The sequence below is a fragment of the Actinomyces ruminis genome (assembly GCF_002154335.2).
Classification (GTDB): Bacteria; Actinomycetota; Actinomycetes; order Actinomycetales; family Actinomycetaceae; genus Actinomyces; species Actinomyces ruminis.
Map to the genome: position 1 here is coordinate 97980 of NZ_MTPX02000082.1, position 23678 is coordinate 121657.

A 23678-nucleotide genomic window follows, 5' to 3' on the forward strand; every position below is an offset into this window, starting at 1 on the left:
TGGCAATCGCCTGGATGGTGGGCGCTCCTCGGGGCGCGGCGCCACCCCGACCGGCGGGTTCCTCGCTTACGGTGGAGTCATGTCACAGCCGCCTGCCGGACCGTCCGCCCCCGCTTCCGCCTCCGCGTCGCCTCACGCCGCCGCATCGGGTGGGTCTGTGCCCGACGCGGAGCCCGCCCGCGAACGCTCGCCACTGGCTCTGGCCGCCATGGCCGCGGTGGCCGTTCCAGGGCTGGATCCCGCGCGCCTGGCCCTGCCCCAGGAGCGCTCCGCCGACCTGCGGGTGGTCGGCGTCGTCGACACCCAGGGCCGTCACTGGGAGGTGCTGGAGACTCACGCGGATGCGACCGGCGCAACCCTGGAGGCGGAGGCCGAGGTGCTGCGACGCATCGGGAGGATCGTCGACGACGGGCGCCTGTCCTTCGACGTGCCCCGCCCCGCCGGCACGCTGCGGCAGGAGGGCAGCTACATTCAGGTGCGTTCCCACCTGGAGGGACGCCCCATTGACGTCGATTCGTTGCGCCCGGGGCCGGGGCTGTCCGCGGGGTTGGGCAGGGCATTGGGCGAACTGCACGACCTGCCCACACGGTGGTCTCCGAGGCAGGCCTGCCGGTATACGACGCCGACGACGTACGCACCCGCTGGCTGAACCTGCTCGACGACGCCGCCGGGACCGGGAAGGTGCCGCCGGCGCTGCTGGCCCGCTGGGAGGTGGCGCTGGAGGATACGGCCCTGTGGCGCTTCCGGCCGGTGGTGGTGCACGGGGACCTGGCGCCGGAGAACGTGCTGACGGCGGGCGGCGCGGTGGTGGCCGTGCGCGGGCTGGGCCAGGTGCATGTGGGCGACCCGGCCGAGGACATGGCGTGGGTGTACGCCTCCGTGCCCGTGGACTGCCTGGACTCGATCGAGTCCGCCTACGATCTGGCGCGCACCGAGGGCGTGGACCGGCACCTGCGCGACCGGGCGGAGCTGGTCAGCGAGCTGAGCCTGGCCGAGTGGCTCAGGCACGGGGTGCGCTCCCACTCCGACTCGATCATCGATGACGCCGTGGCAATGCTGACGGACCTGGCCGACCAGGTCGGGGATGAGCCGCTGGTGGAGCAGACCGGCCCGCGCCTGGCGCCCGTTCCGGGAGTCAAGGAGCCGGCCGAGCCGGAGGCCACCACCAGCGAGGTCAAGATGGTGTTGGTCGAGGACGACGCGGACCACGGTCACGACAGCGCCGCCGACAATGAGGCGGACAGCAACGAGACCGGCAGCGAGGACTAGTCCCTACCGCCGGGTACGGCGCCCGCCGCTCACTGGCCCCATGGGTCCAGGCTGCGCCGAATCTCCTCCAAGGGGAGGAAGGATTCCTCGTCCAGTTCGTCTACGTCGCCGTTGTCGGCGACGTAGACGTAGGCGGCGCGGATCTGGTCGGTGGGGATCTGTTCTCTCGCGGCCCAGGCGTGCACGTACACGCTGAGCTGGTCCACCGGTACCCGCTTATGACCGGTCTTCCAGTCGACCACCAGGTAGTGATCGCTGCCCGGCCGCTGGAAGACGGCGTCGATGCGGCAGCGCAGGGTGGTGTCGCCGACGGTGAGCTCAAGCGGTTCCTCGGTGGCGACCAGCCGGTAGCCGTTCAGCAGCCGGTGCTCGGCGGCGACCGTGAGCCAGTTGTTGACGCGGTCGCGGTCGGCTTTGCTCAGGGTCTCCGGGACCCCGGCATCCTCCAGGTTGAACAGCGGGCCCTGGCTGGTCAAGCGCTGCGCGATGGCGTCGTGGAAGACGGTGCCCAAGCGCCCGGCGGATTGTGGCTGGGTCGGTAAGGGACGGCGCAGGTCTAGCGCGAACTGCTCCCGGTTATCGCGCAGCGCGGTCAGCCGGGTGGCGGCCAGGTGGGCGGGCTGGCGGACCGTGGGCATTGCGTTTGCGGCGGCCTCGCGCTCGGCCAGCAGCAGGCGGGCGTCCTCCCGCCAGCGCGCCACGCGCGGGTCGGCGGTACCATACCCCGCGAGTTGCCCGTCACACGGGGCCTCTTCCGCGGAGACCACGGCGGCGGGGGCCGCCATGGCACGCGTGACGGCCTCGGCGGCGGCAATGCGGGCTGCGCGCTCCGAACCGGGGGCAGCCGGGTGCGTAACCGGCCAGGGGGCCTGCGCAACCCCGACGGGGTTGGTGGCATCCTGGGGCAGTTCGGAGAAGCCGGGACCGAACTCGATCAGCAGTTCCGCCTGCTGCAGCTCGGTCAGGAACCGTGAGGCGGGTTGGGGGGTGTTGCCCTCCTTGACCAGATGCGAGCCGGTCAGCAGCACGTGGTGACGCGCCCGCGTAATGGCCACATAGGCCAGGCGGCGCTCCTCGGCAACCAGGTGTCGACCGAGCGCCAGTCGGTACTGTTCCCTGAGATCCTTGATCTCGTTCTTCTCATCCCGGCTCAACTTAATCCCAGGGCCCAGCGGAGTCTCCAGGCCACCCAGCTCGAAGGGCGGTAGCTGGTCCGCATCGGAACGCAGCGGGTAGGGGAACTCCCGCTTGGAGGTCATCCACCACTCGTACGCACCTTCCTGTCAGCGGGAACCGAGTTGCCCCGGTACAAGGGGAACGAGGTCTCGGTCAGACCAACCACAGCCACGTGATCCCACTCCAGTCCCTTGGCGCTGTGGATGGTCATGATCTGCACGGCACCAGGCTCGGGCTCGACCTCGGGCGCTTCCAACCCACGCTCCTCCGACTCCGCGTAGTCAAGTAGTTCCAGGAACCCGGAGACCGTGGGCGTCTCCACATCGGCGGCATATTGCTCAGCGACGGTCCGGAACGTGTCCAGGGCGCGCCTGCCCATACGGTTGCCGACGCGGGCGGCGAGCTCCACGTCCAGGCCCAGGGCCTGCTCGGACACGGCCATCAGATCCGGCAATGGCAGCGCGAGTGCGCCGCGCACGCGCCGCAGGGCTCGGGCGATCCGCAGCGCAATCTGCCGGCCCGCCTCGCTGAGGCCCGCCACCGCAGGACCCACCGTCTGCTCGCCCGTTCCCGCGGCACGCCGGCGCCGGCGGTGCGGGCGGCATCGTCACGACGAGCGAGTTCCTCGAGCGCCTCGGAAAGGGACGCCTCCTCGGGCTGCTCCGCAGCGGGTGTGCCGCCACTTTCCTCAGAATTGGCGCCGTCGGCCCGCGTCCCCTCCCCGACGCCGTTGGCCAGGTCGTGCTGGCGTGCAAGCTCACGGGCAAAGCATTGCAGAGCCCGTAGATCAACGGCACCAATGTCGCTCCTGCGAGCAGGCGCATGAGCCGATCGCCACGCTCGGGGTCGGCGGCCACGGTCAGCAGGGCCCGCACATCCGCTACCTCTGGGATGGACAGCATGCCGCCCGACACCGCTACTTCGTAGGGCACCCCACGCGCCTCAAGCGCCTCGGCCACCGGCGTCATCTGGCTGCGGCTGCGGCACAGGACAGCCAGTTCGGCGTCGGGGCGCCAGCGCTCCTGCATGAAGTCGGCGATGGCATCGGCCTCCTGCAGTGGGTCCGCGAGAAAAGTTGCAAGCACCTGCCCGGCACCCAGACCGTCGGCAGCCGAGCGCTCCTGCAATTCGCGGACCGGGACGTGGCTGACCAGGGCATCGCCGGGCTGGTACTCGGGATTGCGCAGTGGCCTGGAGATGACATTGGCAGCGACTAGGACGGTGGAGTCGTTGCGCCAAGCGGTAGACAGCTGCAGCACCGGCGTCTCGGCTTCGGGGTTGCCGCCCCGGGCTACAGCTTGCACCCCAGTGGGATTGAAGCGGGCATGGAAGGTGTCCAACGCGCCGGCACTGGCACCGCGCCAGCCGTAGATGGCCTGGTTCGGGTCGCCGACGGCGGTAACACCCTGGTCCGCGAACAGGGCGGAGAGCAGCCGCACCTGGGCTACGGAGGTGTCCTGGAACTCGTCCAGCAGCACCGCTGGGTACTGCGCGCGCATGGCCGCCGCGGCCTCGGGCACCTCTTCGGCGATACGGCAGGCCAGTGCCAGCCGATCGCCGAAGTCGACCAGTCCGTGGCGACGCTTGTAGTCGCGAAAGTCCTGCACGGCGTCGAGCGCGCCCAGCCAGGCCTCCATGGCTTCCGGTGCGCCCCTGAAGTCACTACCAACCCCGTATGTGCTGACCAGCCCCACCAATTGCTCATGCAGTCCGGACAGCTCCTCGCGGGCGGTGTCAATGCTGAGCAAGTTCGTGGACAGCGCGTTGTCTGCGCGCAGGACGGCGCCGATCGCACCGGACTTGGAATCGAAAGGAAGCGGGTCCGTGCGCCGCTCAATGATGTCGGTGACGATCTGCCACTTGCGGGCCTCGGTGATCAGGGTGGCGTCCGGGTCGGCGCCGACGTACAGGCCGTATTCGCGCACGAGTGAGCCGGCGAAGGAGTCATAGGTGGCCACGGTCGGCTCAGGATCTTCGTCAGCGCCCGCGATAACGCCGCTGTCGGCCAGCTGGGCGAGGCGGAGGGAGACACGCTCGGCCAGTTCCGCCGTGGCCTTGCGGGTGAAGGTCAGTCCCAGTACCTGATCGGGGCGAACGACGCCGGTGGCAACCAGGTGGACGACGCGCTGGCTCATGGTGGCGGTCTTGCCACTGCCAGCGCCGGCGACCACGAGCAGGGGCCGCAGCGGATAGCCGATGACTTCCGCCTGTTCCTCGGTGGGACGAGGCAGTCCGAGCCTCTTAGCGAGGGCTTCGGGGGTGAGGTCGGCGGCGCTCATGCCACGGTCCTCCTTCCTTCGGGATTGACGGGGCAACTGGCCTTGAAGGAGCACCATTGGCAGTGGCCACCGCTGCGGGCCATGAGACTGGCGCCGGAAACGTCCAGCGCGGCGCGGGCGAGCAGCTTCACGTCCCACTCCTTTCCGGTCTCCGGATCGGGGCTGGACTCGAGGACCATTCCGTCCGGAAGGATCTTCGGGCCGGGATCAGTGCCGCGCGGCTTCATGCCGAGGAAGGCGAGCCCAGTGCCATCAACCTGGTAGCCGAGGGCCGCCAAAGCCATGCGGTAGGTAGCAAGCTGCGCGTTGCGCTTGGGCATATCTGGCTTGCCGCTGCCGGTCTTGAAGTCGATGACGCGCACGCGCTGCCCCTGCCCGGCGGGGAGCACCCCGTCCGCGGACGGGTCGGGCGGGGCGCCGTCGAGAAACTCCAGGCGGTCGATACGCCCGCGTATGCGCACCGGGATCGGCTCCCCCTCGGGCACAGGCTCACCGCCAGTAGCCGCGGCCCCAGCGTCGACTGCACGCCCGCCGTCGGCGCTTGCTGCGGACTCGCCGCCGTCAGCAGCAGCGCTTTCCTCCTCTTCGTCCTTGGGTACTGGCAAATCCAGGTGGACATCCACCGTCTGCTCCACCAGGGCGGGGCCGGTGACCGAACCGAGGTAGGCGTCGAGCCGGCCGATCATGTCGCGCACGCGCTGCCGCTCGATGTTGCCGAGCCAGGTGTCCGGGTAGCCCAGCTCCGGCAGCGCGTCCTCCAGGGCCTGGCGCAGCGCCTCGCCGCGCAGTCCTTCTCGCTCGGCGCGCTCGGCCAGGCCATGCACGAGCATGCCGACCCTCTGGGCATCGCTGGTGCCGGTGCCGCCACCGTTGCGCTGAAAGAACCACTTCAGCGGGCACTTGCTGATCGCCTCGACGTCGGAGGGGCTGATACGGATCTCTTGACCCGAGCCGACCAGGGGCGCGGCGGAGGTCGGCTGCCCCAGACCGGCCCAGTTGGCGGGGTCGGCGGCGCTGACACCGTCGCACGCTAGTACGGCCAGCAGTTGCTCGGCCTGCCGGCCGCGAGCGCGCTCACCGGCGTCGGCCCCCTCCAGGCGACCGGTTACGGCCGCGGCGCGCAGTTCTCCCACGAGCCCTGGCAGGGTCAGGTCGGCAGCATCCGGGGCGGGCTCGAGTCCGCCGTCCTCGTTGAAGAGCTTCTGCCCGCTCGTCTCGGCGACCTCGAGCAGGAAGGCGGAGGGCGCGCAGTCGGCGTCCAGCGCCGCGGTGACGATCAGGCGGCGGCTGGCGCGGGAGAGGGCGGACAGGAACATGCGGCGCTCATCGCCCCGGACCTGGCTGCGGGCCTCGGCGGGGTCTTGTGCGGTCGACCGTCTGCCGTCGGCCGCGAGCGGGAGACGGCCGGTGACGGCGTCGACCAGCAGGCCAGCGTGGGTCAATCCGTCGCGCAGCCGCAGGTCGGGCCACACGTCGCGCTCCACCCCGGCGACGACCACCACCTCCCACTGGGCTCCGGCCGCGGCGGCAGGGGTCAGGACGGCGACGCCGGCGGGGCGTATCCCCTGCGGGGCCACCGTGTCTGAGGGCAGCACCTCCGCCGCGAGCTCGCTGAAGAAGTCGCCTGCTGCGGCCCCGGGGTGGCGCTCGGCCCACACCTCGGCGCGTTTGAACAGCACGGTGACCACGTCCAGATCCTGTTCGGCCGCCTCGGCCATGAGCGCGGCGGTGCGCGTGGTGCGCGGCGCCAGCGCCGTGGCGCGCCACGCCTCCGCGCACTCCGAAGCCTGCCAGGCCGCCCACATCAGCGCCTCGGCGTCGACCAGGCGTTCCTCTTCCCGGGCGGCCTCGACCACGCCCCGCAGGGCGGCGACGACGTGGGCGGCGCGTTCCAGCCGCTTGGCCTGCTCGGCCAGGGGCTCGTCGGCGAGCTCGCGGACCAGGGCGGTGGCGGCGTCGGGGGTGGCCAGGACGCCGAGCAGGTTCTCATCCCGACCGGCCTCGGCGGGTCGGTCTGCGCGCAGGCGACGGCGCAGTCGGCGCAGGTCCAGGTTGGTCAGCCCAATCAGGGGGCTGGTGAGCAGTTCGAAGGCGGTGGACCACTCGGGTGGGCTGCCGGCGTCGCCGAAAGTGCCTGCCAGCGCGGCCCGGCAGGCATTGATGATGGCTGCGGCCGCGGGCTCCGCGCGCAGCAGCACGGCCGGGGTGGTGGAGGCCAGGGGCACGCCATGGTGGCGCAGCTCGCGGCTGACCGCGCGGGCGGTGCCCGCGGAACGGACGATCACGGCCATCTGGTCCCAGGCGGTGTTGTGGTGGACGTGCTCGCCGCGCAGGATGCGGGCGATCTGGGCGGTCTGCTGGAGCGGGCTGGAGGCGAGGAGGGTCTCGACGCCGCTGGGAGCGGCTACGGCCGCCGTGTCGCTCGCATGCTCGGGGTGCCGGTAAGTGGCGGTGCCGGTGACGGGGATGCGGTCGGCCTGTGTGGACCACAGCCGGACCAGTTCGGGTGTACCGCGGTGAACCGTGCTCAGTGTGAGGCGCTCGGCGGCGAGCCCGGAGCGATCCTCGGCAGCGTTGAGCAGGCTGGGATTGCCTCCGCGGAAGACCTCGACGGCGGCGTCGGGATCGCCAAGCGCGATGATCTGGCGCGGTGGCCGGTGGCGTCGGGGACGGCGAGCGCGGCCAAGAGGCGGGCGGTGGCGGCGGTGCAGTCCTGGTAGTCGTCGACGATGACCACCTCCGGGACGGGACGGGGCGCGAGCACGCCGTCGTCATCCCAGGTTCCCAGAGCTTCGCGGGCGCGGTCCTGCAAGCGGGCCGAGTCCATCTTGCGGACCGTGGAGCGGTTGGCGGCGCTGGGGCGGCCCTGCGCGTCCCAGGTACGCAGCAGTGGGGCGGCGTGCCGCCAGATGGGGATGTCCAGCTCGGCACCGAGACTGGCGAGCTGCTCGGCGGTGACGCCGAGTTCTCCGGCCCGGGCCAGCAGGTTACGCAACTCGGTGCGGAAGGCGCGGGAGTCTACGGCCTCGGCGGGCAGGTCTCCCCAAGTGGTGCCCCGCAGCAGCTGTGCCAGGGCGGCGTCCTCCTCCGCACCGGCGAGCAGGACCGGCGCGGGCAGCGGGTCGGGGCGCTGGGTGAATGAGGTCTTCAGGATCGTAAAGGCAAGGCCTACCGGGGTGCCCACCCGGACCGTGCCGGAGGGGGCACCGGCGAGGCCGAGCAGGTGGGAGGCGCGTTCGCGCAGGCGGTCCCCGCGGGCGCGCGTGGGGGCGAGCAGGACGGCTTTCTTGCGGTGGATAGCCGCTGCGTCAACCAGCAGGCGCAGGGCGGTGGTGGTCTTGCCGGTGCCGGGGGCGCCGAGGACGACGAGGTTCGCGCCGTCTGCGGCGCGAGTAAGGACCCGAGTGGCAGAGGCGTCCGGCTCGGGCAGTGGGGGCTGCGCGAGCGGGGGCAGGAGGCGGGGGGCGCCGGTGGGGCTGGTCATGTATCCATCTCACCACGGAGGCCCGACCTGAATTGGGAGCCCTTAACGTCGTCTGGACGTCGGATTGGTGAGGGCAACGACAACAGACGACGAAGGTGTGCTGTCCGCGCGACGCGAAACGGCTCGGATTGCGGTGGATCGGGTAAGCCTTCGCGCCGGTGACGCCCATAGGATCAGGACAGACACCCCACCGCGGGCCGTTGCCTTTACAGGCTTGAGCGGCCGGAGTCCTGGACACAAGGAGTACCTATGCAGGTCACCATCGGAATCAAGCACTCGACTCGTGAGCTCCAGCTGGAGACCTCCGCCTCCCAGGAGGAGGTCCTTGCGGCTGTGGCTGACGCCGCCACCTCCGCGGTCACCTTGACCGACGACAAGGGGCGCAAGGTGTTCATCCCGGCGGGCTCGCTCGCTACATCGACGATCGGCGAAGCTCCCCCCGCCGCGTCGGCTTCGGCATCTGAATCACCCCGAGGACGGCGCCGCCTCGGCTCGGCGCCTGATTCAAGCTCGAGGGCGTCGTCCGCCTCCACAAGCGGGCGCCGCCTTTTGCGTGCCTGGGGATCGGGCGGCGGTAGGGGCACCACCTTGCCTTTCCCCCTTCGTCGAGGCCGGTACCAGTGACGTGTGGGGCGCCGCCTGGCGTTTTACGACCTTGGGGTGCGTTTATCGACCCCGGGGTGGTACCCCAAGGTCGTAAAACGTCAACAGACCATCCCTCCGGCCCCACCGGCGGCACCACCCACACCACCAACACCGCGCTACAACCGGTCGTGCTTCTCGCAGAAGACGTGGTCCCCCATGATCTTGAAGCCGTCGCGTTCGGCCGCGCGCAGTGCGTCGTGCTCGGTGTAGCTCAACGCAAGCACGCGCTCAATCGCCGTGCCATCCGGGTCGTGGACGGTGTCGACCACCCGGTGCGCGACCATGCGGTCGCACCCCTCGTGGTCACAACGGACGGCGATTGCCTCACGACGTACGAACATGTGGTCCCCTTTCAGCGTCAGGACTGCTGATTGTCGAATCTGTTTGATCTGCGCGAATCTGCTTCGCCAGCGAACTCACCGCGGTGCAACGACGCCCCGGCGTGAGCCACGCACGTATCATGCCTCACACTTCTGCGCCGCGCGGCTCCTCCGGCAGGCGCGCCGCCCAGACCCATCCGACCACGCAGCAGCCCAACGCGTTACAGCTACTGTTAACCGCGATGTCGCCCGTAATCACCTACGCCCTGCTGTTCCTCGCCGGCGTGTTGGCCGCCATCGTCGGCTACCTGGTGGGAATGGCCTCGCTCGTCTCCTACCCCGCGATGCTCGCCCTGGGCGTGCCCCCGGTGGTCGCCAACGCCTCCAACACGGTCAGTCTGATTCCCGGCGGCATCGGCTCGCTGATCACCTCCTGGGACCGGCTCAGGCAGATCCGCTACTACCCGCTGCTTCCCCAGGCGCTCATCGCCGTCGTCGGCGGGCTCGTGGGCGGTGCGCTGCTGCTGGTGGCCCCACCCGGTGTATTCGAGGCAGTCGTGCCCTGGCTGGTGCTACTCGCCACCGTGCTGGTCGCCCTGAGCCCGCGACTGCGGCGCGGCGCCACCAACTACCGGCTGCCCGCACCCGCATTCCTGGCCCTGATGGCGGCGATCATGGTCTACAGCGGCTACTTCGGTGCCGGCGCGGGAGTGCTCTTCTTCGCTCTGTGCACCCTGGGCACGCCCATGAACACTCACGCGGCCGTCGTGATGAAGACCCCCATGCTGACACTGTCCAACGTCGCCGCGGCCGTGCTGTTCATTGTGCAGGGGCGGGTCGATTGGGGAGCAGCAATCGCCGTCGGCCTCGGTTCCTTCGCCGGCGGTTACGTGGCGCCCCTGATTCAGCGGCTGATTCCCGAGCGAGTCATTCATGCCGCCGTGGTGGTCGGCGGACTGGCACTGACCGTCTGGCTGCTGCTCGGCTTCTGATCCCGGCTCGACGACGGCGGTCGGCTAGACGCGCAGCCCCAGCCCCCGCATACGGGTGGTCGCCCCCTGGGAGAGGGCCGCGTGCAGCGCCTCACCATCGGCGCCCGAGGTGGCCAGGTCCGGGGCGGTGAGCAACAGGCGCTTCATGGTGCCGATCTCCTCGCCCACCACGCGGCGCCCCCACAGTCCCAGGCGCGCCGCCAGCTGCGTGTCCTCACCGATTGCCGGCACCAGCTGAGAGGAGGCGAAGGACGCCAACCGGTCGGCGCCGGTGTCCTCCATCAACCGATCGCGCAGCGGCGCCTCCACCGTTTCCGCCAACGCGACGACGAAGTCACGCAGCAGCCCGAAAGTCAGGTAGGTCTTGGTCAGTCGCTCATACCAGTCCAGGGGGCGCAACCGCTCGTCGAAGTCCCCCAGTGCCCCGACGAAGGGCTCGGCCGCCGCGAGCACATCCACCTCTGCGTCCGCCGCCGCGACCCGCAGCCGTTCGAAGGAAGCGACCGCCTCGGCGCTCATGCGCAGCAGTTCGGCGCGCAGTTCCATGTCCGGGGCCTTGTCGGCGTCCTTGGCGTAGCGCGTGCACGCGATGGTCCACGTATAGGCGGCCAGGCCAACCACGGCAACCGTGTGCGGGGACGCCGACGCGGCCGTGCTCTGACCGGCGGGAAGGGGTGAGCTCGTCATGGTGCCAGGGTAGGCCCTTACCGCGCGCCGTCGGGCGTTTCCCAGATCGATCCTTGCCGACGTGACCCGCCCTCATCGTCGAATCGCTCGGTGGTCTCTCCCCCCACGCAGACTAATAGGCGACGCAGATGCGCTGGCGGTGGTACCGCGGCCGCTCTATCTCATCAAGACACGCGTAGCCAAAGTCCTCAAGTCCGATGTACGACTGTGCGGCGTAGTCCGGATCGGAGATGTCCTTGGTGCACAGCTCATCTACCGCAACCCTGTAAGTCTTCAGCCGCCGATCCGGGAACATCTTCGCGGCGGGGGCGATCTCAACCCAGTCGAGTTCATGCTCCGCCAGGTAGACCTCGTGAGAGAGTTCGTGGACGCCGTACCACGTGCGGTAGAAGGGTGTCAGGAACGAGGTGTCCCTGAGCCGTACACCCGGCTTGACTTCGAACACGCACGAATCACCGACGGCAAGGAGCCGCTTGACTCCGCGGGCCTTCGCCGCCTCGACCACATTGCTCGCCCAGGTGCCGAAGGTCGTTGGGTTGTCGGGATCGGGCATGACCGCGTTCACCAGGACGTCGGTGTCGCTCGGGATCGATGAAATAAGACTCTCGACGTCCGCACAGTCACCATACCGGGAATCGATATCCGGGAACTCGGTGTGCACGACGTCCTTGGGGTTACGGCTGATGCACACGACTTCGTGGTGACGATCAAGCGCCTCCTCGATGATGCTGGAGCCGGCATTGCCCGTACCTCCGATTACCGCGATCCTCATGACTCATTCCTCTCCATTCTCGGTCAGTAGCCTACTGTGTACCGCTCCCGGTGATGGACGGGTGTCTCGATCTCGTCTACCATCGCGACGGCATAGTCCTGCATTGAAATAGTGCTGATGTGGGGGTAATCGGTGCTCTCGAGATCGGTGACTACCAGGTGGTCATGACCGGTGCGGTAGTGGCCGGTCCGCTCACCGACGTTCTCCTCCATCATCGCGGGCGGCGTTTGGACGACCCAGTCCAAGTCGTGCTCCTGTCGCATACGTTCCAGAACTCGCTCATGCATCCCGACAACAGGCCTGATCGTCTTGGAGAAGAACTTCGTGTACAGATACACCTTCCCCTCGGTTGTCAGTGCCGTGCCTGCACCGCCGACCACCAGTAGACGAGCAACGCCCGCCTGCTTGGTAGCCTCGATGACGCCCTCGATAAGCTCCTCGACCTTGTCCAGTCCCAGCGCTAACGGCGCACCGGCGTAGACGACCGCGTCCGATCCCCGGCTCGCTTCGGCGATGCCATTGACGTCGGCGATATTGAGGCGGTGATACTCGGCCAGTCCCTCTACCCGAGGCGTCTCGTGAATGTCGATGCCGCGCACATGGTGGCGCCGACCGACGGCCTCGGCCGCGATACGCGAGCCGACGCGTCCGTCTGAACAGAGAACAGTGATATCCATGACTATCCTTCCAAATTAGTCGCGATTAGTCGCGGGGACCGCGCTGCTGGACGATGAGGTCTCCGGGACGGGTTGGCCACGGTGCCCGAGCGCCCATAGGACAACGGCGATGCCGGCTGCGCACGCACCTATGATCCAGAGAGGAATCCATGCGCCCGTGCCTCGAGCCCCGAGGTTCGGAGCAACCACCGAGTTGAAGACGACGTTCCCGAACAAGGATCCGATGAGGGCGCCCAGGCCGTTGTACAGCATCGTGAACAAGCTCTGACCTTGTGCACTGATCTCGGGCGGGCAGAGGCTGGACACGTACATCGCACCCAGGACGAGGAGGAAGTCGTTGCAAACGCCCTGCATCGCGATCGCGATGATCAGTGGGATCAGTCCCGTCCCAGCCGCGAGTGCCATCAGCGGCAACCTGATCGTCCAGCTCAGCATGCCTATCATCAACGACCACTTCATCCCGACCTTGCGGAGAAGCCATGGGATGGTCACCACGAAGATGATCTCCGAGAAGGGGCCGAGCGCCATCACAGTGGCCACGTTCTTCACTCCGAGGGCATCGATGTAGGCGGAGGCATATGCGGTGTAGAGCGCCAGCGGGATACCGGCGAGCAACACGCACGCCGCGAAGACACGGAAGTTGTGGTGCCGGAACAGCGTGAATGCCCCTGCGCCCACCAGGTCGCTCAACGAGAACTTGGATTCGGTGCCGGTTGGCGCCGTCGGAGGAAGCGTCAGGGAGTAGACGGCCATGACCACGGAGATCGATGCCGATACCAGGAAGACGGACGGGGATGCGGACAGGCCGCCCTGGCCGACGACGACCCCCGCAACGACGTAGCCGATGGTGCCGAAGACACGCACGTACGGGAAGTTGCTGTTCCCCTCACCCATGTGTCTGAAGACAATGCTGTTCGCGATCCCCATGGTGGGCATGTAGAACGCCATGTAGATGAAGACAAGCGTCAACGTCCACCCTTCCGACCCTGCCAGCACCGAGTTGCGCAGCGCGATCATGAGAGCTGCGCACACCAGGTGAGTCGTCGCCAAGAGCCGCTCGGACCGGAACCATCGGTCCGCCAACGACCCCACCAGCAGGGGCGCGACGAAGGCGCCGATAGACGCTGAGGAATATGCCAGGCCGATCGCATTGGCCATCCCGAAAGTGGACATCACCAAGCCCAGCGTCTGAAACCAGGCCCCAAAGACCAGGAACTGGAGCAGCATCATCACGCAGAACCTGACCGTCAAGAAGGTCGTCCCGTTCCGACTGCGCCCAATGTCTGGAGTCATCATTGCCTCCACTCATGCCGCGACGGTGCTTCGTCTCGTCGGAAGCGCCTCAACCGTTGCGGACGGACCTACCCTAGCATAAAGATCGACCAGATGGTTCATGTTCAGTTTGTCTCCCTACCTCCGATTGCTCGACAGAGCCCAACCCCAGGTAACCTGCAGCTGAAGGCGAGGTCCTTATGAGTGAAAGCGACACAGAGACAGTCCCGCTCCGGCGACGCCGCGGGACGTACGCAACCGGCCGCGCTACCCAGGTCAAGATCATCAAGGCTGCGGTCGCCTTGTTCGGCGAGTCCGGCTTCAACGCCTCATCGCTCCGCGATATAGCCAAGCGCGCCGGAGTAACCCACTCGACGCTGCTGCACCACTTTCCCACGAAGGCAGAGCTCCTCAGGGCGGTTCTGGAGTCACGTGATCAGGGTGACAGCATCCTCCTGGCGGACAAGGCCCGTGAAGGTATCCCCTTCCTGTCTGCGCTGGTGACCTTGATGGAGCACAACGCCACCCAGCGATCCCTCATCGAGCTGTACGCCACCCTCAGCGCAGAGGCGACCGCGCCCACGCACCCCGCACACGACTACTTCGTAGACCGCTATGAGATGGTCATCGAGCAGAACCGGCGTGCTTTCACCCAGATCAAGGCTGAAGGGCAGCTTCGAGATGGCTGTGACGTGGAACGGATCGCCAGGAATACCGCCGCCCTGCAAGATGGATTGCAGATCCAATGGCTTCTCGACAGCAGGGTCGATATGGCCGCCGGTCTGCGGGAGTTCCTCGACGGAGTCCTGGTCAAGCCGCTGAGCGAACTGGAGCAAGGAAGCGCCAACGAACGAGCATCCGACGCCGCCAAAGCGCTCCCTTGTGGGTGAGGCTACAGACATCGTCTACCAACACGGCAACCAGAGCGCTCGTACCAACGCGACCCATATCTCTTCCCAGCGACCCCCGATGCCTGGTTCGGTTGACTAGGCTGGGCTCAGGTTGCCCGGTCGCCATGCCCATCGTCATGCCTCTCGGCCCCACCTGCCGCCACGGCAACGTGTGGGGCGTCATCCGCGATCGGCTGCCGCATATGACCGCGGGCGCGAAGGCCGTCGCACGTCGGCACCTCGTCCGCGCCGCCTGAGCCCGGGCCCCGCCCGGATTGCACACAACCGAAAGCACATAACGCATCGTGACCGAGCAGACCGCAACAACTGAATCAACCGCCGCACCGGCCGAGCCGCAGCATCCCGCCGCGGCTACCGAAGCACCCGGCACACCGTCCCACGCCGCCTCCGGGATCATCTCCACCACCCAGGCCCACGCTCCAGTATTGGACGACGCCAAGCCGGACATCACCGACGCCGGCTCCGAGACCGACCTGACCACGCGCACCTTCGCCGACTTCGGCGTCGAGGAGGAGATCTGCCAGGCCCTGGCGGACAAGGGCATCACCCACCCCTTCCCCATTCAGGCGCTCACCCTGCCGATTGCGTTGCGCGGCCAGGACATCATCGGCCAGGCCAAGACCGGCACCGGCAAGACCCTCGGTTTCGGCATCCCCCTGCTCATGGACACCCTCGGCCCCGGCGAGGAGGGCTGGGACGAGGACCCCGCCTCCGGCTCCCCACAGGCACTGGTGATCCTGCCCACCCGCGAGCTGGCCAAGCAGGTGGCCGAGGAGCTGGCGGGTGCCGCCGCCAAGCGCACGGTGCGCATCGTCCAGGTGTACGGCGGACGCGCCTACGAGCCGCAGATCGAGGCGATCGAGCAGGGCGCAGAGATCGTCGTCGGCACCCCCGGCCGCATCATCGACCTCATGGACCGTCGGGTCCTGGATCTGACCCACGTGACCACCGTGGTGCTGGACGAGGCGGACGAGATGCTCGATCTGGCTTCCTGCCGGACGTGGAGAAGATTCTCTCGCGCACCCGCTCCGACCGCCACACCATGCTGTTCAGCGCCACCATGCCGGGCGCCGTCGTCGCCCTGGCCCGCCGCTACATGACCAAGCCGACCCATATCCGCGCTCAGGATCCGGGCGACGAGTCCATGACGGTCAAGACCGTGCAGCAGGTTGTCTACCGCACCCACGCGCTGAACAAGGTCGAGGTGCTCTCCCGCATTCTGCAGGCCGAGGGTCGCGGCCGCACCATCATCTTCGCCCGCACCAAGCGCACGGCCGCCCGCGTGGCCGAGGACCTGGCCGCTCGCGGCTTCGCCACCGCCGCTCTGCACGGCGACCTGGGGCAGGGCGCCCGCGAGCAGGCGTTGCGTGCCTTCCGCAAGGGCAAGGTGGACGTGTTGGTGGCCACGGACGTGGCGGCGCGCGGCATCGACGTCGACGACGTCACCCACGTCATCAACTACCAGTGCCCCGAGGACGAGAAGATCTACGTCCACCGCATCGGCCGCACCGGCCGCGCGGGTGGTTCGGGCACCGCAATCACCTTCGTCGACTGGGACGACGTCTCCCGCTGGCGCCTGATCGCCAAGGCACTCGGCCTGCCGATCGAGGAGCCGGTGGAGACCTATCACACCTCCGACCACCTGTACACGGACCTGAACATCCCTCGGGACGTCACCGGCAAGCTGCCGCGCAGCAAGCGGGTGCTGGCCGGTCTGGACGCCGAGCAGATCGAGGACCTGGGTGAGACCGGTCGGCACGCCCGCGAGGGGCGCGGTGGCCGGGGTCGGGGGCGCGGCCGACGCAGCTCCGGCACCGGGCGCGACGGCGGCTCGAGGCGCAACGGCTCGGGAGCGGTTTCCCGTACGGGACGCACCACCTCCGCGCAGGCGACCGGCCGCGCCGCAAGCGCAACCGCCGCCGCACCCACGGTGGTCGCGCCGACTCCTAACGCCGTGTCCTTAGGCACCATCTCGCGAGACCGAAACTAATGACGCCGCGTGCTCGAGCCCGCCGCTCCTGGCGAGCCCGGGCACGCGTGCCTTTGCGCACTCAGGCGCCGGCAACCGCGCCGATGTAGGCGATCACGCCGTCGGCCATCATCTGCACCGCGATCGCGGCCAGCAACAACCCGAAAACGCGGGTGAGCACCTGAATCGCCGACTCCCCCAGCAACCGGTGCAGGACCACAGAGAACCGCAGCACTACCCAGATGACCAGGTGTGTCACCACGATCGCGGCGGTCACGCTCACCCAGCCGACCACCGGCCCGGACGCCGACTCCACCGCCACCATGGTGGCCACAATCGCACCCGGCCCGGCCAACAGGGGCGTGCCCAGGGGAACGAGCGCGGCGTTGGTGGCCACCGAGTCCGGATCGGGGTGTTCATCGGTCTTGTCGGTTAGCAGCTCGAGCGCCACCAGCAGGAGCAACAGCCCGCCGGAAATCTGCAGCGCCGGCACGGTGATGCCCAAGAACCGCAGAATGTAGCGGCCGAAGATCGCAAAGGCGAGGATCACCGCGAAGGACACCAGGGTGGCCTGGCGGGCCGAACACGTGCGCTCGGCGTCGGTCTGTCGGCTGGTTAGCGACAGAAAAATCGGAATAGCGCCCAACGGGTCCTGAATAACCAGGATCGTGGTGAGCGCGGTGGCGAAGAGCGTGAGGTCGAAGATGTTGGCGAGCATGGGTGGGGCGATCAGACGAATGTGGGCGGGTGTTCAGGGCGCAATCAACGGCAGTGCGCCCTCGGCGACGATCTGTTCCAACAGCGCCGGCGGCATGAGGTTCTCCCCCAGCCGGTTCGGCTTGCCGTCGCCGTGATAGTCGGAGGCTCCGGACACGCCGAGCCCGAGCTCCCGTGCCAGCGCACGGGCCTGCTCCCGCTGGGCGGGGTCGTGGTCGCGATGATCGACCTCGATCGCGGCCAGACCGGCCTCGGCCATCCGGGCGAAGGTCGCATCCGGCACCAGGCGCCGCTGTCGTTTGGCGGCACGCGGGTGCGCCGCCACCGGCACGCCCCCGGCCTCACGCACGAGCCGGCAGGCCTCCACCGGGTCCAAGGCCCAGTAGTGCACGTAGTACGGGCTGGAAGTCGCCAGTGGTCCGGCGAAGGCGGCGGACCGGTTGGGAAAGCTCCCGGCGGCCACGAGCGCATCGGCAATATGCGGGCGGCCGATAGTGACGGCGTCGGCGGCCTGCGCAAGCACGTCTTCCCAGGTGATGGGGTAGTCCACCGCCAGGCGCTCGACCATGTACCGGGTCCGATTAGAGCGCGACTGACGGGCGGCGGTCAGCGCCTCCGCGAGCGGGCCGTAGTCGGGATCGAACAGGTAGGCCAGCAGGTGCAGGGTCACGCCGTCGGCCGAGCAAGAGATCTCCGCGCCGCGCAACAGGGTCACGCCCGTGCGCGGCACCGCCGCGGCCGCCTCGGCCCACCCCTCGGTCGTGTCGTGGTCGGTCAGGCCGACAACGTCGAGGTCCTCGCGGGCGGCGGCAGCCATAAGCGCGGCGGGCGTGTCCGTGCCGTCCGAGTAGGAGGAGTGAGTGTGGGGGTCGATGCGCACCTGCCAAGTGTACGAATGGGGGCAGGTGTCCTGGCGCGCCCAACTGCAGCGGGCGGCGTCATGTACCGACCGGGCACGGCGGGCAACGGCAGCGCACCCCCTGACTGTGATGCCGGTTACTTGCTAGCGTGAAGCCATGAGCACCTCCGCAGCGCCCGGCTTACCCGCTCAATCCGCCTCCGCCCCCACGCCTATCCGCTTCGGCATGATCGGTGCCGGTTTCATCGCCCGCTGGTTCGTCGAGGCGGCCCGCGAGATTCCCGACGCCGAGATCATCGCCGTCACCTCCGCGCACCCGGAACGGGCGGCCGCCTTCGCCGCCGAGCACGCCATCCCGGCCGCCTTCGCATCGCTGGAGGAGATGCTCGCCGCCCGCGACGCCGACGGCGACCCACTGGTGGACGTCGTCTACGTTGGGTCCCCCAACCTGCTGCACCCCGAGCACACGCTCGCCGCCCTCGAAGCCGGCCGGCACGTGCTGGTGGAAAAGCCCTTCGCCCCCACACCCGCCCAGGCGCGAGCATGGTGGCGGCCGCCCGGCGCAACGATCGGCTGCTCATGGAGGGGTGGCTGCCTGCCTTCGAGCCCGGCGTCGCGGTGCTGCGCGACAACCTGCCCCGGCTGGGACCGATCCGGCGTGCGCTGCTGGTAAAGGAGCAGTTCTCCTCCCGCATGGACGCCTACCGGGCCGGGTCCCTGCCACCGGCCTTCAACCCGGCCATGGCGGGCGGTTCCCTCATGGACCTGGGCGTCTACCCGATCAGCTTGGCAATCCACCTGTTCGGGGCACCCGCCCGGGTTACGGCGACCGGGGTGCTGCTGGAGGAGGGCGCGGACGCTCTGGGCACGGTTGTGCTCGACTACGCCGCTGAGCCCGAAGCCGACACCACCCGCCGGGCCCAGCCCGCCGGCTTTGAGGTGGTGTGCCTGCACTCCAAGACCTCCCCGGCCGGCACCGGCTCCGCGATCGCCGGCGATCACGCGGTACTGACCCTGGACGACTGCCAGTGGCCGCAGCAAATCGCCCTACGCGGCACCGCAGCCGACGCGGGCGGCACCGCCGGCGCAGACCGGCTCAAGGCCGCTGCCGACGCCGTCCAGGACCTGTCGGTCAAGCGCAGCGGACCGGTGCTCGGATACGAGTTGGAGGCCTTCTGCCGCCTGGTGCGCTCCGGGGCGCGCGAGTCGGAACTGCATCCGCTGGCCAACTCGGTGGCCGCCGTCGAGGTGCTCTATGAGGCCCGCCAGCAGGTGGGGGTGCGCTTCCCGGGCGATCCCGACTGACGCCGCCCGGTGCGCCTCGCCTCCGGCGCGCGTGCCACTATGGAGCCATGACCGATTCCGTATCCGACTCCCCCGCGACTTCCGCAGTGGACGCCGAGGCGCCCCAGACACTTGCAGAGCGCGGCAACAACCGCTCGCACCGGCCCACCAACCAGGCCTTCCGTGACTTCATCGGCTCCGGCTGGGGCCCGCGCCCGGACACACTGCCCGCCCGCAATGAGGCCGCCCCCTGGGCCGTGGCCCGGCGGGAGGCCCTGGGCGCCCGGTTCCCCGGCGACCGGCTCGTCATCCCCGCCGGCGCGCTGGTGACCCGTAACAACGACTGCGACTACCGCTTCCGCCCGCACTCGGCCTTCGCCCATCTGGCCGGCACCGGCGCCGACTTCGAGCCCGACGCCGTGCTGGTGCTGGAGCCGCTGGCCGCCGGGAATGCGAGCGCCAAGGCGAGCGGCGTCGTCGCCACTGATGACTCTGGCGACACGGGCAAAGCCGCAGGCGTGCCCACACACGAGGCGGTGCTGTACTTCCGCCCCCGCGCCTCCCGGTCGTCCGAGGAGTTCTACGCCGACCCCCGCTACGGGGAACTGTGGGTGGGCCAGCGCCCCTCAATCGACGAGGTCGAGGCGGCCACCGGAATCCGCTGCGCCCACATCGACTCCCTGCCGGACGCGCTCGCCAAGGACGCCGGCCCCGACGGCGTGCAGCTGCGCGTGGTGGCGCAGGCCGACGCGGCGGTCACGGCCCTGGTGGACCGGGTGCGCACGGCCGCCGGGCTCGCGGCCGGTCAGGACGCCCAGCAGGTCGACGACGCCCTGGCGGAGGCCACCAGCGAGCTGCGCCTGACCAAGGACCCGTGGGAGGTCGACCAGCTGCAGCGGGCCGTGGACGCCACCCGCGCCGGCTTTGACGACCTGATCCGCTCCATTCCGCGCGCCACCGGTCACTGGCGCGGCGAGCGCGTCCTGGAGGGCGCCTTCGGCGCCAAGGCCCGCGAGGAGGGCAACGGGCTCGGCTATGAGACCATCGCCGCCGCAGGCAACCACGCCAACACGCTGCACTGGATCAACAACGACGGCGCCGTGCGCCCCGGCGAACTGGTACTGGTGGACGCCGGCGTAGAGATCGACTCCCTGTACACCGCCGACGTCACCCGCACCATCCCGGTGGACGGTCGCTTCACCGCCCCGCAGCGCCGCGTCTACCAGGCGGTCTTGGACGCCGCCGACGCCGCCTTCGCCCGCGCCAACACGCCCGGCTGCCGCTTCCGGGACGTGCACACCGCCGCCATGGAGGTGATCGCCGCCCGCCTGGAGGAGTGGGGCATGCTGCCCGACGGCGTCACCGCCGCCGACGCCCTGGGACCGGACGGACAGTTCCACCGCCGCTGGATGGTGCACGGCACCAGCCACCACCTGGGCCTGGACGTGCACGACTGCGCCCAGGCGCGCCGGGAGATGAGCATGGAAGCCGAGCTGCGCCCGGGCATGGTCTTCACCATCGAGCCGGGCCTGTACTTCCGCGCCGACGACCTGCTGGTGCCAGAAGAGCTGCGCGGCATCGGCGTGCGGATCGAGGACGATGTCGTCGTCGACCCCGACGGCAGCGTGCGCCGCCTGACCCAGGCGATTCCCCGCACCGTCGAGGAAGTGGAGGCCTGGGTCAGCGGGCTCATCGGCTGACCGCTTGCCGCCGCCCGGATGCGATCGGCTTTGCTGACGGCTCTTGAGACCGGGACGGCACGGATCACTATCATCGAGGTGTGCCGCCATCACGGGTCGCCTCGACATCCACCCGCATTTCGTTCGCAGCCGCCGGGGAGTGGGCATGACCGCCCCCGACTGGCGCACACACGCACACGACCAGGCGCACACGCATGCCCACGGCGTCGGCGCCTCCCGCGGCCGGCTTGCCATCGTCCTGTGCCTGACGGCGAGCGTGCTGGTGGCCGAGGTCGTTACCGCGCTGCTGACCGGCTCACTGGCACTGCTGGCCGACGCCGGTCACATGCTTACCGACGTCGTCGGCCTGGTCATGGCGCTGGTGGCCGCGCATCTGTCGATGCGGCCGGCTACCGATCGCTCCACGTGGGGACTGCGCCGCGCCGAAATCCTGGGGGCCGCTCTGCAGGCGTCCCTGCTGGGTGTGGTCGGCATCGTCGTTGGCGTTAAGGCAGTGATCACGCTGGCAACCGGGGCCGAGGTGGGGGCGCACGGCATGCTGGTCATGGGCCTGGTCGGCCTGGCGGCCAACGTGGTGGGCCTGCTGGTCCTCTCCGGCGGCCACGACCAGAACCTGAATATGCGGGCCGCCTTCCTGGAGGTCGCGAATGACGCGCTGGGCAGTGTCGGCGTGATCGTGGCCGCCATCGTGGTGGCCGCCACCGGCTGGGCGCGTGCCGACGCCGTCGCTTCCCTGGTGATCGTCGCGCTGATTGCGCCTCGGGTCGTCTCCCTGCTGCGCGCCGCCCTCGGTGTGCTCATGGAGCGCACCCCGGAGGCGCTGGACCTGGCGGAGGTACGTCGCCACCTGCTGGCCGTGAACGGTGTGGAGGAGGTACACGACCTGCACGCCTGGACCGTAGCCTCGGGGTTGCCGGTGCTCACCGCACACGTCGTCGTCGCCGACGCCTGGCTTGCACAGGGACGCACCGGTGAGATCCTGGATGCCCTGCAGAGCTGCGTGGCCGAGCACTTCCCGGTGCGCATTGAGCATGCCACCTTCCAGCTCGAGCCGGCGGTGCATCGCACGCACGAGCCGACCGTCTGCGTCTGACGCCCCGCGGTGGCTTGCCTGAAGCCCCGATTCCCGCTCGAACCGATAACGTCTCCTGGCAGAGCACCACCCCACTGGCCGAAGCGCTCGAATCCCGGAGCCGTACCGCACGTGGCCGGTCAAAGAAGCTCTTCCGGTTCGGGGGCGTGGTGGGCGAGTAGCGGGCACCTGGCTGGTGAGGCCGGTCCCGGTGGGCGTGTGACTGCATACGAATGCGTTCGTATTTGGTCCGATATTGGTTCCGGTTAGCGCGGTGGGGTGAGGCGTGACGGTTCGTGCGCTGGCCCGACGGTTCGTGTGTTCCGGTGGACGGTTCGCTACTTTTTGCGACGGTTCGGTAGTTAGGTGCACGAATCGTCGTTGTTCATGCGAATCGTCGGTGCTAGGTGACGAACCGTCATGGGGGCATGCGAAGAGGCTTGACCGCGCCCGAGGGCGGCCCGCACACCCGCAGGCAGAGGGCCCAGCACCCCGCCCACACGCCACGGCAAAATCCACCACCACACCCACAAGCCGGAAAAGCCCGGAATGGCTGACGTCTATATGTTACGCTACCAGCAGCAAAGTGCAGATCAAATCGTTGGAGACAGCAAACGATGCGTTGAACCAGCTATGCGGCACGGTTCCACGAGCAACGTCAATCCGCATCGAATAAAAGGATGCTCCACACGAGAAGCCACCAAGCGCCACACCAATATAATGATCAACTCGAACGATCGCCCGTCTCTCATTCAAAGGGGTGACACAAGTGAGCTCAGAACGACTCGAAGAGCTTTGGAAAGAGGAACAACGCATCGCTCACATCCACGGATGGAACTTTTCACACATACGCGGAAGATATGCAGAGGAGGACGATTTACCATGGGATTTCGGCGAGGTTGTTCAGAAATACCGGAAAGACAGCATGAAGTTGATGGACATGGACACCGGAGGTGGAGAGTTCCTACTGTCCTTCCATCACCCGAATGAAAACACAGCGGCAACCGAGGGCTATCCGCCCAACGTGGAGCTGTGCAAACAGATTCTACTGCCACTGGGGATAGATTTCAGGGAGGCAGACAGAAGCGACAGGCTTCCCTTCCCCGACGCGAGCTTTGATGCTATAACCAACAGACACGGGGATTACGACGTCGCCGAGCTGCGGCGCACACTGAAGCCGAACGGATTGTTCTTGACCCAGCAGGTAGGAGCAGAGAACGACAGCGAGTTGGTTCAGCTACTTCTTCCTCACATCACGGATCCGCCCTACCCCGACCAGTACCTCGACACGCGAGAGGCGGAACTCCGCGAATACGGCTTCGACGTGCTGGAGAGCGGAGAAGCCCACCGACCGATACGGTTCTTTGACGTTGGCGCGCTTGTCTGGTTCGCGCGGATCATTGAGTGGGAGTTTCCCGGATTCTCCGTCGAGGGTTGCCTTGACCGCCTGTACGAGGCACAGGAAATCATCGAGAAGAACGGCGCGATCGAGGGCAGCATCCACCGGTTTTATGTCGTCGCACGGAAGAAATAGCAGACATACCCCGTCGAAAAGACGCTTACATGAAGCCTGCAGTTCGATTCTACATCGCC

General features: G+C 68.5%; 24 protein-coding genes and 1 pseudogene. 13 read left to right on the plus strand and 12 right to left on the minus strand.

All coding sequences use genetic code 11. The features are described from left to right. Positions 1–79 precede the first annotated feature (79 nt). Positions 80–649 carry a protein kinase family protein gene (locus BW737_RS20155; RefSeq protein WP_420835768.1) on the plus strand — a complete coding sequence of 190 codons (570 nt, stop codon included), beginning with the start codon at positions 80–82 and terminating at the stop codon, positions 647–649. Beyond that, positions 589–1269, plus strand: coding sequence for a phosphotransferase (locus tag BW737_RS20160; protein ID WP_420835769.1), 681 nt, complete (start codon positions 589–591; stop codon positions 1267–1269). Before BW737_RS20155 ends, BW737_RS20160 begins: the two co-directional genes overlap by 61 nt. 29 nt (positions 1270–1298) lie before the next feature. Here BW737_RS20160 and BW737_RS15010 read toward each other — a convergent pair whose 3' ends face one another. The 5 genes from BW737_RS15010 to BW737_RS19070 all read right to left on the minus strand — a co-directional run bounded on the left by BW737_RS15010 (position 1299) and on the right by BW737_RS19070 (position 8208). After that, complete coding sequence (locus tag BW737_RS15010) at positions 1299–2528, minus strand: PD-(D/E)XK nuclease family protein (RefSeq protein ID WP_086614640.1); 1230 nt, start codon at positions 2526–2528, stop codon at positions 1299–1301. After that, the gene (locus BW737_RS19065; protein ID WP_257210913.1) at positions 2525–2767 is read right to left on the minus strand and encodes a 3'-5' exonuclease; all 243 of its coding nucleotides are present in this window, start codon (positions 2765–2767) and stop codon (positions 2525–2527) included. Before BW737_RS19065 ends, BW737_RS15010 begins: the two co-directional genes overlap by 4 nt. Positions 2768–2783: 16 nt before the next feature. Then, positions 2784–4724, minus strand: coding sequence for an ATP-dependent helicase (locus BW737_RS15020; RefSeq protein ID WP_257210914.1), 1941 nt, complete (start codon positions 4722–4724; stop codon positions 2784–2786). After that, the gene (locus BW737_RS15025; protein ID WP_257210915.1) at positions 4721–7009 is read right to left on the minus strand and encodes a PD-(D/E)XK nuclease family protein; all 2289 of its coding nucleotides are present in this window, start codon (positions 7007–7009) and stop codon (positions 4721–4723) included. Before BW737_RS15025 ends, BW737_RS15020 begins: the two co-directional genes overlap by 4 nt. Before the next feature lie 242 nt (positions 7010–7251). Then, on the minus strand, positions 7252–8208 hold the full coding sequence (locus BW737_RS19070) for an AAA family ATPase (protein ID WP_257210916.1): 957 nt from the start codon (positions 8206–8208) through the stop codon (positions 7252–7254). Between the two features lie 249 nt (positions 8209–8457). On the opposite strand from BW737_RS19070, the pseudogene BW737_RS19645 reads away from it, so the two are divergent. Beyond that, a pseudogene (locus tag BW737_RS19645) lies at positions 8458–8672 on the plus strand (DUF3107 domain-containing protein). A gap of 297 nt (positions 8673–8969) precedes the next feature. Here BW737_RS19645 and BW737_RS16375 read toward each other — a convergent pair. Next, positions 8970–9137, minus strand: a complete 168-nt coding sequence (locus BW737_RS16375; RefSeq protein WP_180272250.1) for a hypothetical protein — start codon at positions 9135–9137, stop codon at positions 8970–8972. 176 nt (positions 9138–9313) lie between these two features. Between BW737_RS16375 and BW737_RS15040 the strand changes: the two genes are divergently transcribed. Next, a complete protein-coding gene (locus BW737_RS15040; RefSeq protein WP_086614637.1) occupies positions 9314–10165 on the plus strand; it encodes a sulfite exporter TauE/SafE family protein in 852 nt (283 codons plus the stop codon). A 24-nt stretch (positions 10166–10189) separates the two neighbouring features. Here the strand turns inward: BW737_RS15040 and BW737_RS15045 are convergent, their stop codons facing one another. From BW737_RS15045 to BW737_RS15060, 4 genes are all read right to left on the minus strand, one after another. Then, positions 10190–10852 carry a ferritin-like fold-containing protein gene (locus tag BW737_RS15045; RefSeq protein WP_086614636.1) on the minus strand — a complete coding sequence of 221 codons (663 nt, stop codon included), beginning with the start codon at positions 10850–10852 and terminating at the stop codon, positions 10190–10192. A gap of 112 nt (positions 10853–10964) precedes the next feature. Beyond that, positions 10965–11624 (minus strand): NAD(P)-dependent oxidoreductase, encoded by a 660-nt coding sequence (locus BW737_RS15050; protein ID WP_086614635.1) that lies wholly within the window; start codon positions 11622–11624, stop codon positions 10965–10967. 23 nt (positions 11625–11647) lie between these two features. Continuing rightward, positions 11648–12301: an NAD(P)-dependent oxidoreductase gene (locus tag BW737_RS15055; protein ID WP_086614634.1), complete on the minus strand. Its 654-nt coding sequence runs from the start codon at positions 12299–12301 to the stop codon at positions 11648–11650. Positions 12302–12316: 15 nt separating this feature from the next. Next, positions 12317–13597: an MFS transporter gene (locus BW737_RS15060; protein ID WP_086614633.1), complete on the minus strand. Its 1281-nt coding sequence runs from the start codon at positions 13595–13597 to the stop codon at positions 12317–12319. Positions 13598–13773: 176 nt separating this feature from the next. On the opposite strand from BW737_RS15060, the gene BW737_RS15065 reads away from it, so the two are divergent. From BW737_RS15065 to BW737_RS19655, 4 genes are all read left to right on the plus strand, one after another. Next, complete coding sequence (locus tag BW737_RS15065) at positions 13774–14463, plus strand: TetR/AcrR family transcriptional regulator (RefSeq protein WP_086614632.1); 690 nt, start codon at positions 13774–13776, stop codon at positions 14461–14463. 125 nt (positions 14464–14588) lie between these two features. Continuing rightward, on the plus strand, positions 14589–14720 hold the full coding sequence (locus BW737_RS19080) for a hypothetical protein (RefSeq protein ID WP_257210918.1): 132 nt from the start codon (positions 14589–14591) through the stop codon (positions 14718–14720). A 48-nt stretch (positions 14721–14768) separates the two neighbouring features. After that, positions 14769–15584, plus strand: a complete 816-nt coding sequence (locus BW737_RS19650) for a DEAD/DEAH box helicase (protein WP_338063950.1) — start codon at positions 14769–14771, stop codon at positions 15582–15584. Next, positions 15485–16474 (plus strand): DEAD/DEAH box helicase, encoded by a 990-nt coding sequence (locus BW737_RS19655; RefSeq protein ID WP_338063951.1) that lies wholly within the window; start codon positions 15485–15487, stop codon positions 16472–16474. The genes BW737_RS19650 and BW737_RS19655 overlap by 100 nt, the downstream gene beginning before the upstream one ends. A gap of 61 nt (positions 16475–16535) precedes the next feature. Here the strand turns inward: BW737_RS19655 and BW737_RS15075 are convergent, their stop codons facing one another. After that, positions 16536–17171, minus strand: coding sequence for a MarC family protein (locus BW737_RS15075; protein ID WP_086614631.1), 636 nt, complete (start codon positions 17169–17171; stop codon positions 16536–16538). A gap of 33 nt (positions 17172–17204) precedes the next feature. Beyond that, a complete protein-coding gene (locus tag BW737_RS15080; protein ID WP_086614630.1) occupies positions 17205–18050 on the minus strand; it encodes a PHP domain-containing protein in 846 nt (281 codons plus the stop codon). Between the two features lie 136 nt (positions 18051–18186). Here BW737_RS15080 and BW737_RS19660 point away from each other — a divergent pair, with 136 nt between their 5' ends. The 5 genes from BW737_RS19660 to BW737_RS15100 all read left to right on the plus strand — a co-directional run bounded on the left by BW737_RS19660 (position 18187) and on the right by BW737_RS15100 (position 23619). After that, positions 18187–18702: a Gfo/Idh/MocA family protein gene (locus BW737_RS19660; protein ID WP_338063952.1), complete on the plus strand. Its 516-nt coding sequence runs from the start codon at positions 18187–18189 to the stop codon at positions 18700–18702. A gap of 68 nt (positions 18703–18770) precedes the next feature. Then, positions 18771–19334, plus strand: coding sequence for a Gfo/Idh/MocA family protein (locus BW737_RS20165; RefSeq protein WP_420835771.1), 564 nt, complete (start codon positions 18771–18773; stop codon positions 19332–19334). A 47-nt stretch (positions 19335–19381) separates the two neighbouring features. Continuing rightward, positions 19382–21013, plus strand: a complete 1632-nt coding sequence (locus tag BW737_RS15090; protein WP_086614629.1) for an aminopeptidase P family protein — start codon at positions 19382–19384, stop codon at positions 21011–21013. Between the two features lie 145 nt (positions 21014–21158). Beyond that, positions 21159–22106 (plus strand): cation diffusion facilitator family transporter, encoded by a 948-nt coding sequence (locus BW737_RS15095; RefSeq protein WP_086614628.1) that lies wholly within the window; start codon positions 21159–21161, stop codon positions 22104–22106. A 748-nt stretch (positions 22107–22854) separates the two neighbouring features. Beyond that, the gene (locus BW737_RS15100) at positions 22855–23619 is read left to right on the plus strand and encodes a class I SAM-dependent methyltransferase (RefSeq protein ID WP_086614627.1); all 765 of its coding nucleotides are present in this window, start codon (positions 22855–22857) and stop codon (positions 23617–23619) included. Positions 23620–23678: the final 59 nt, after the last annotated feature.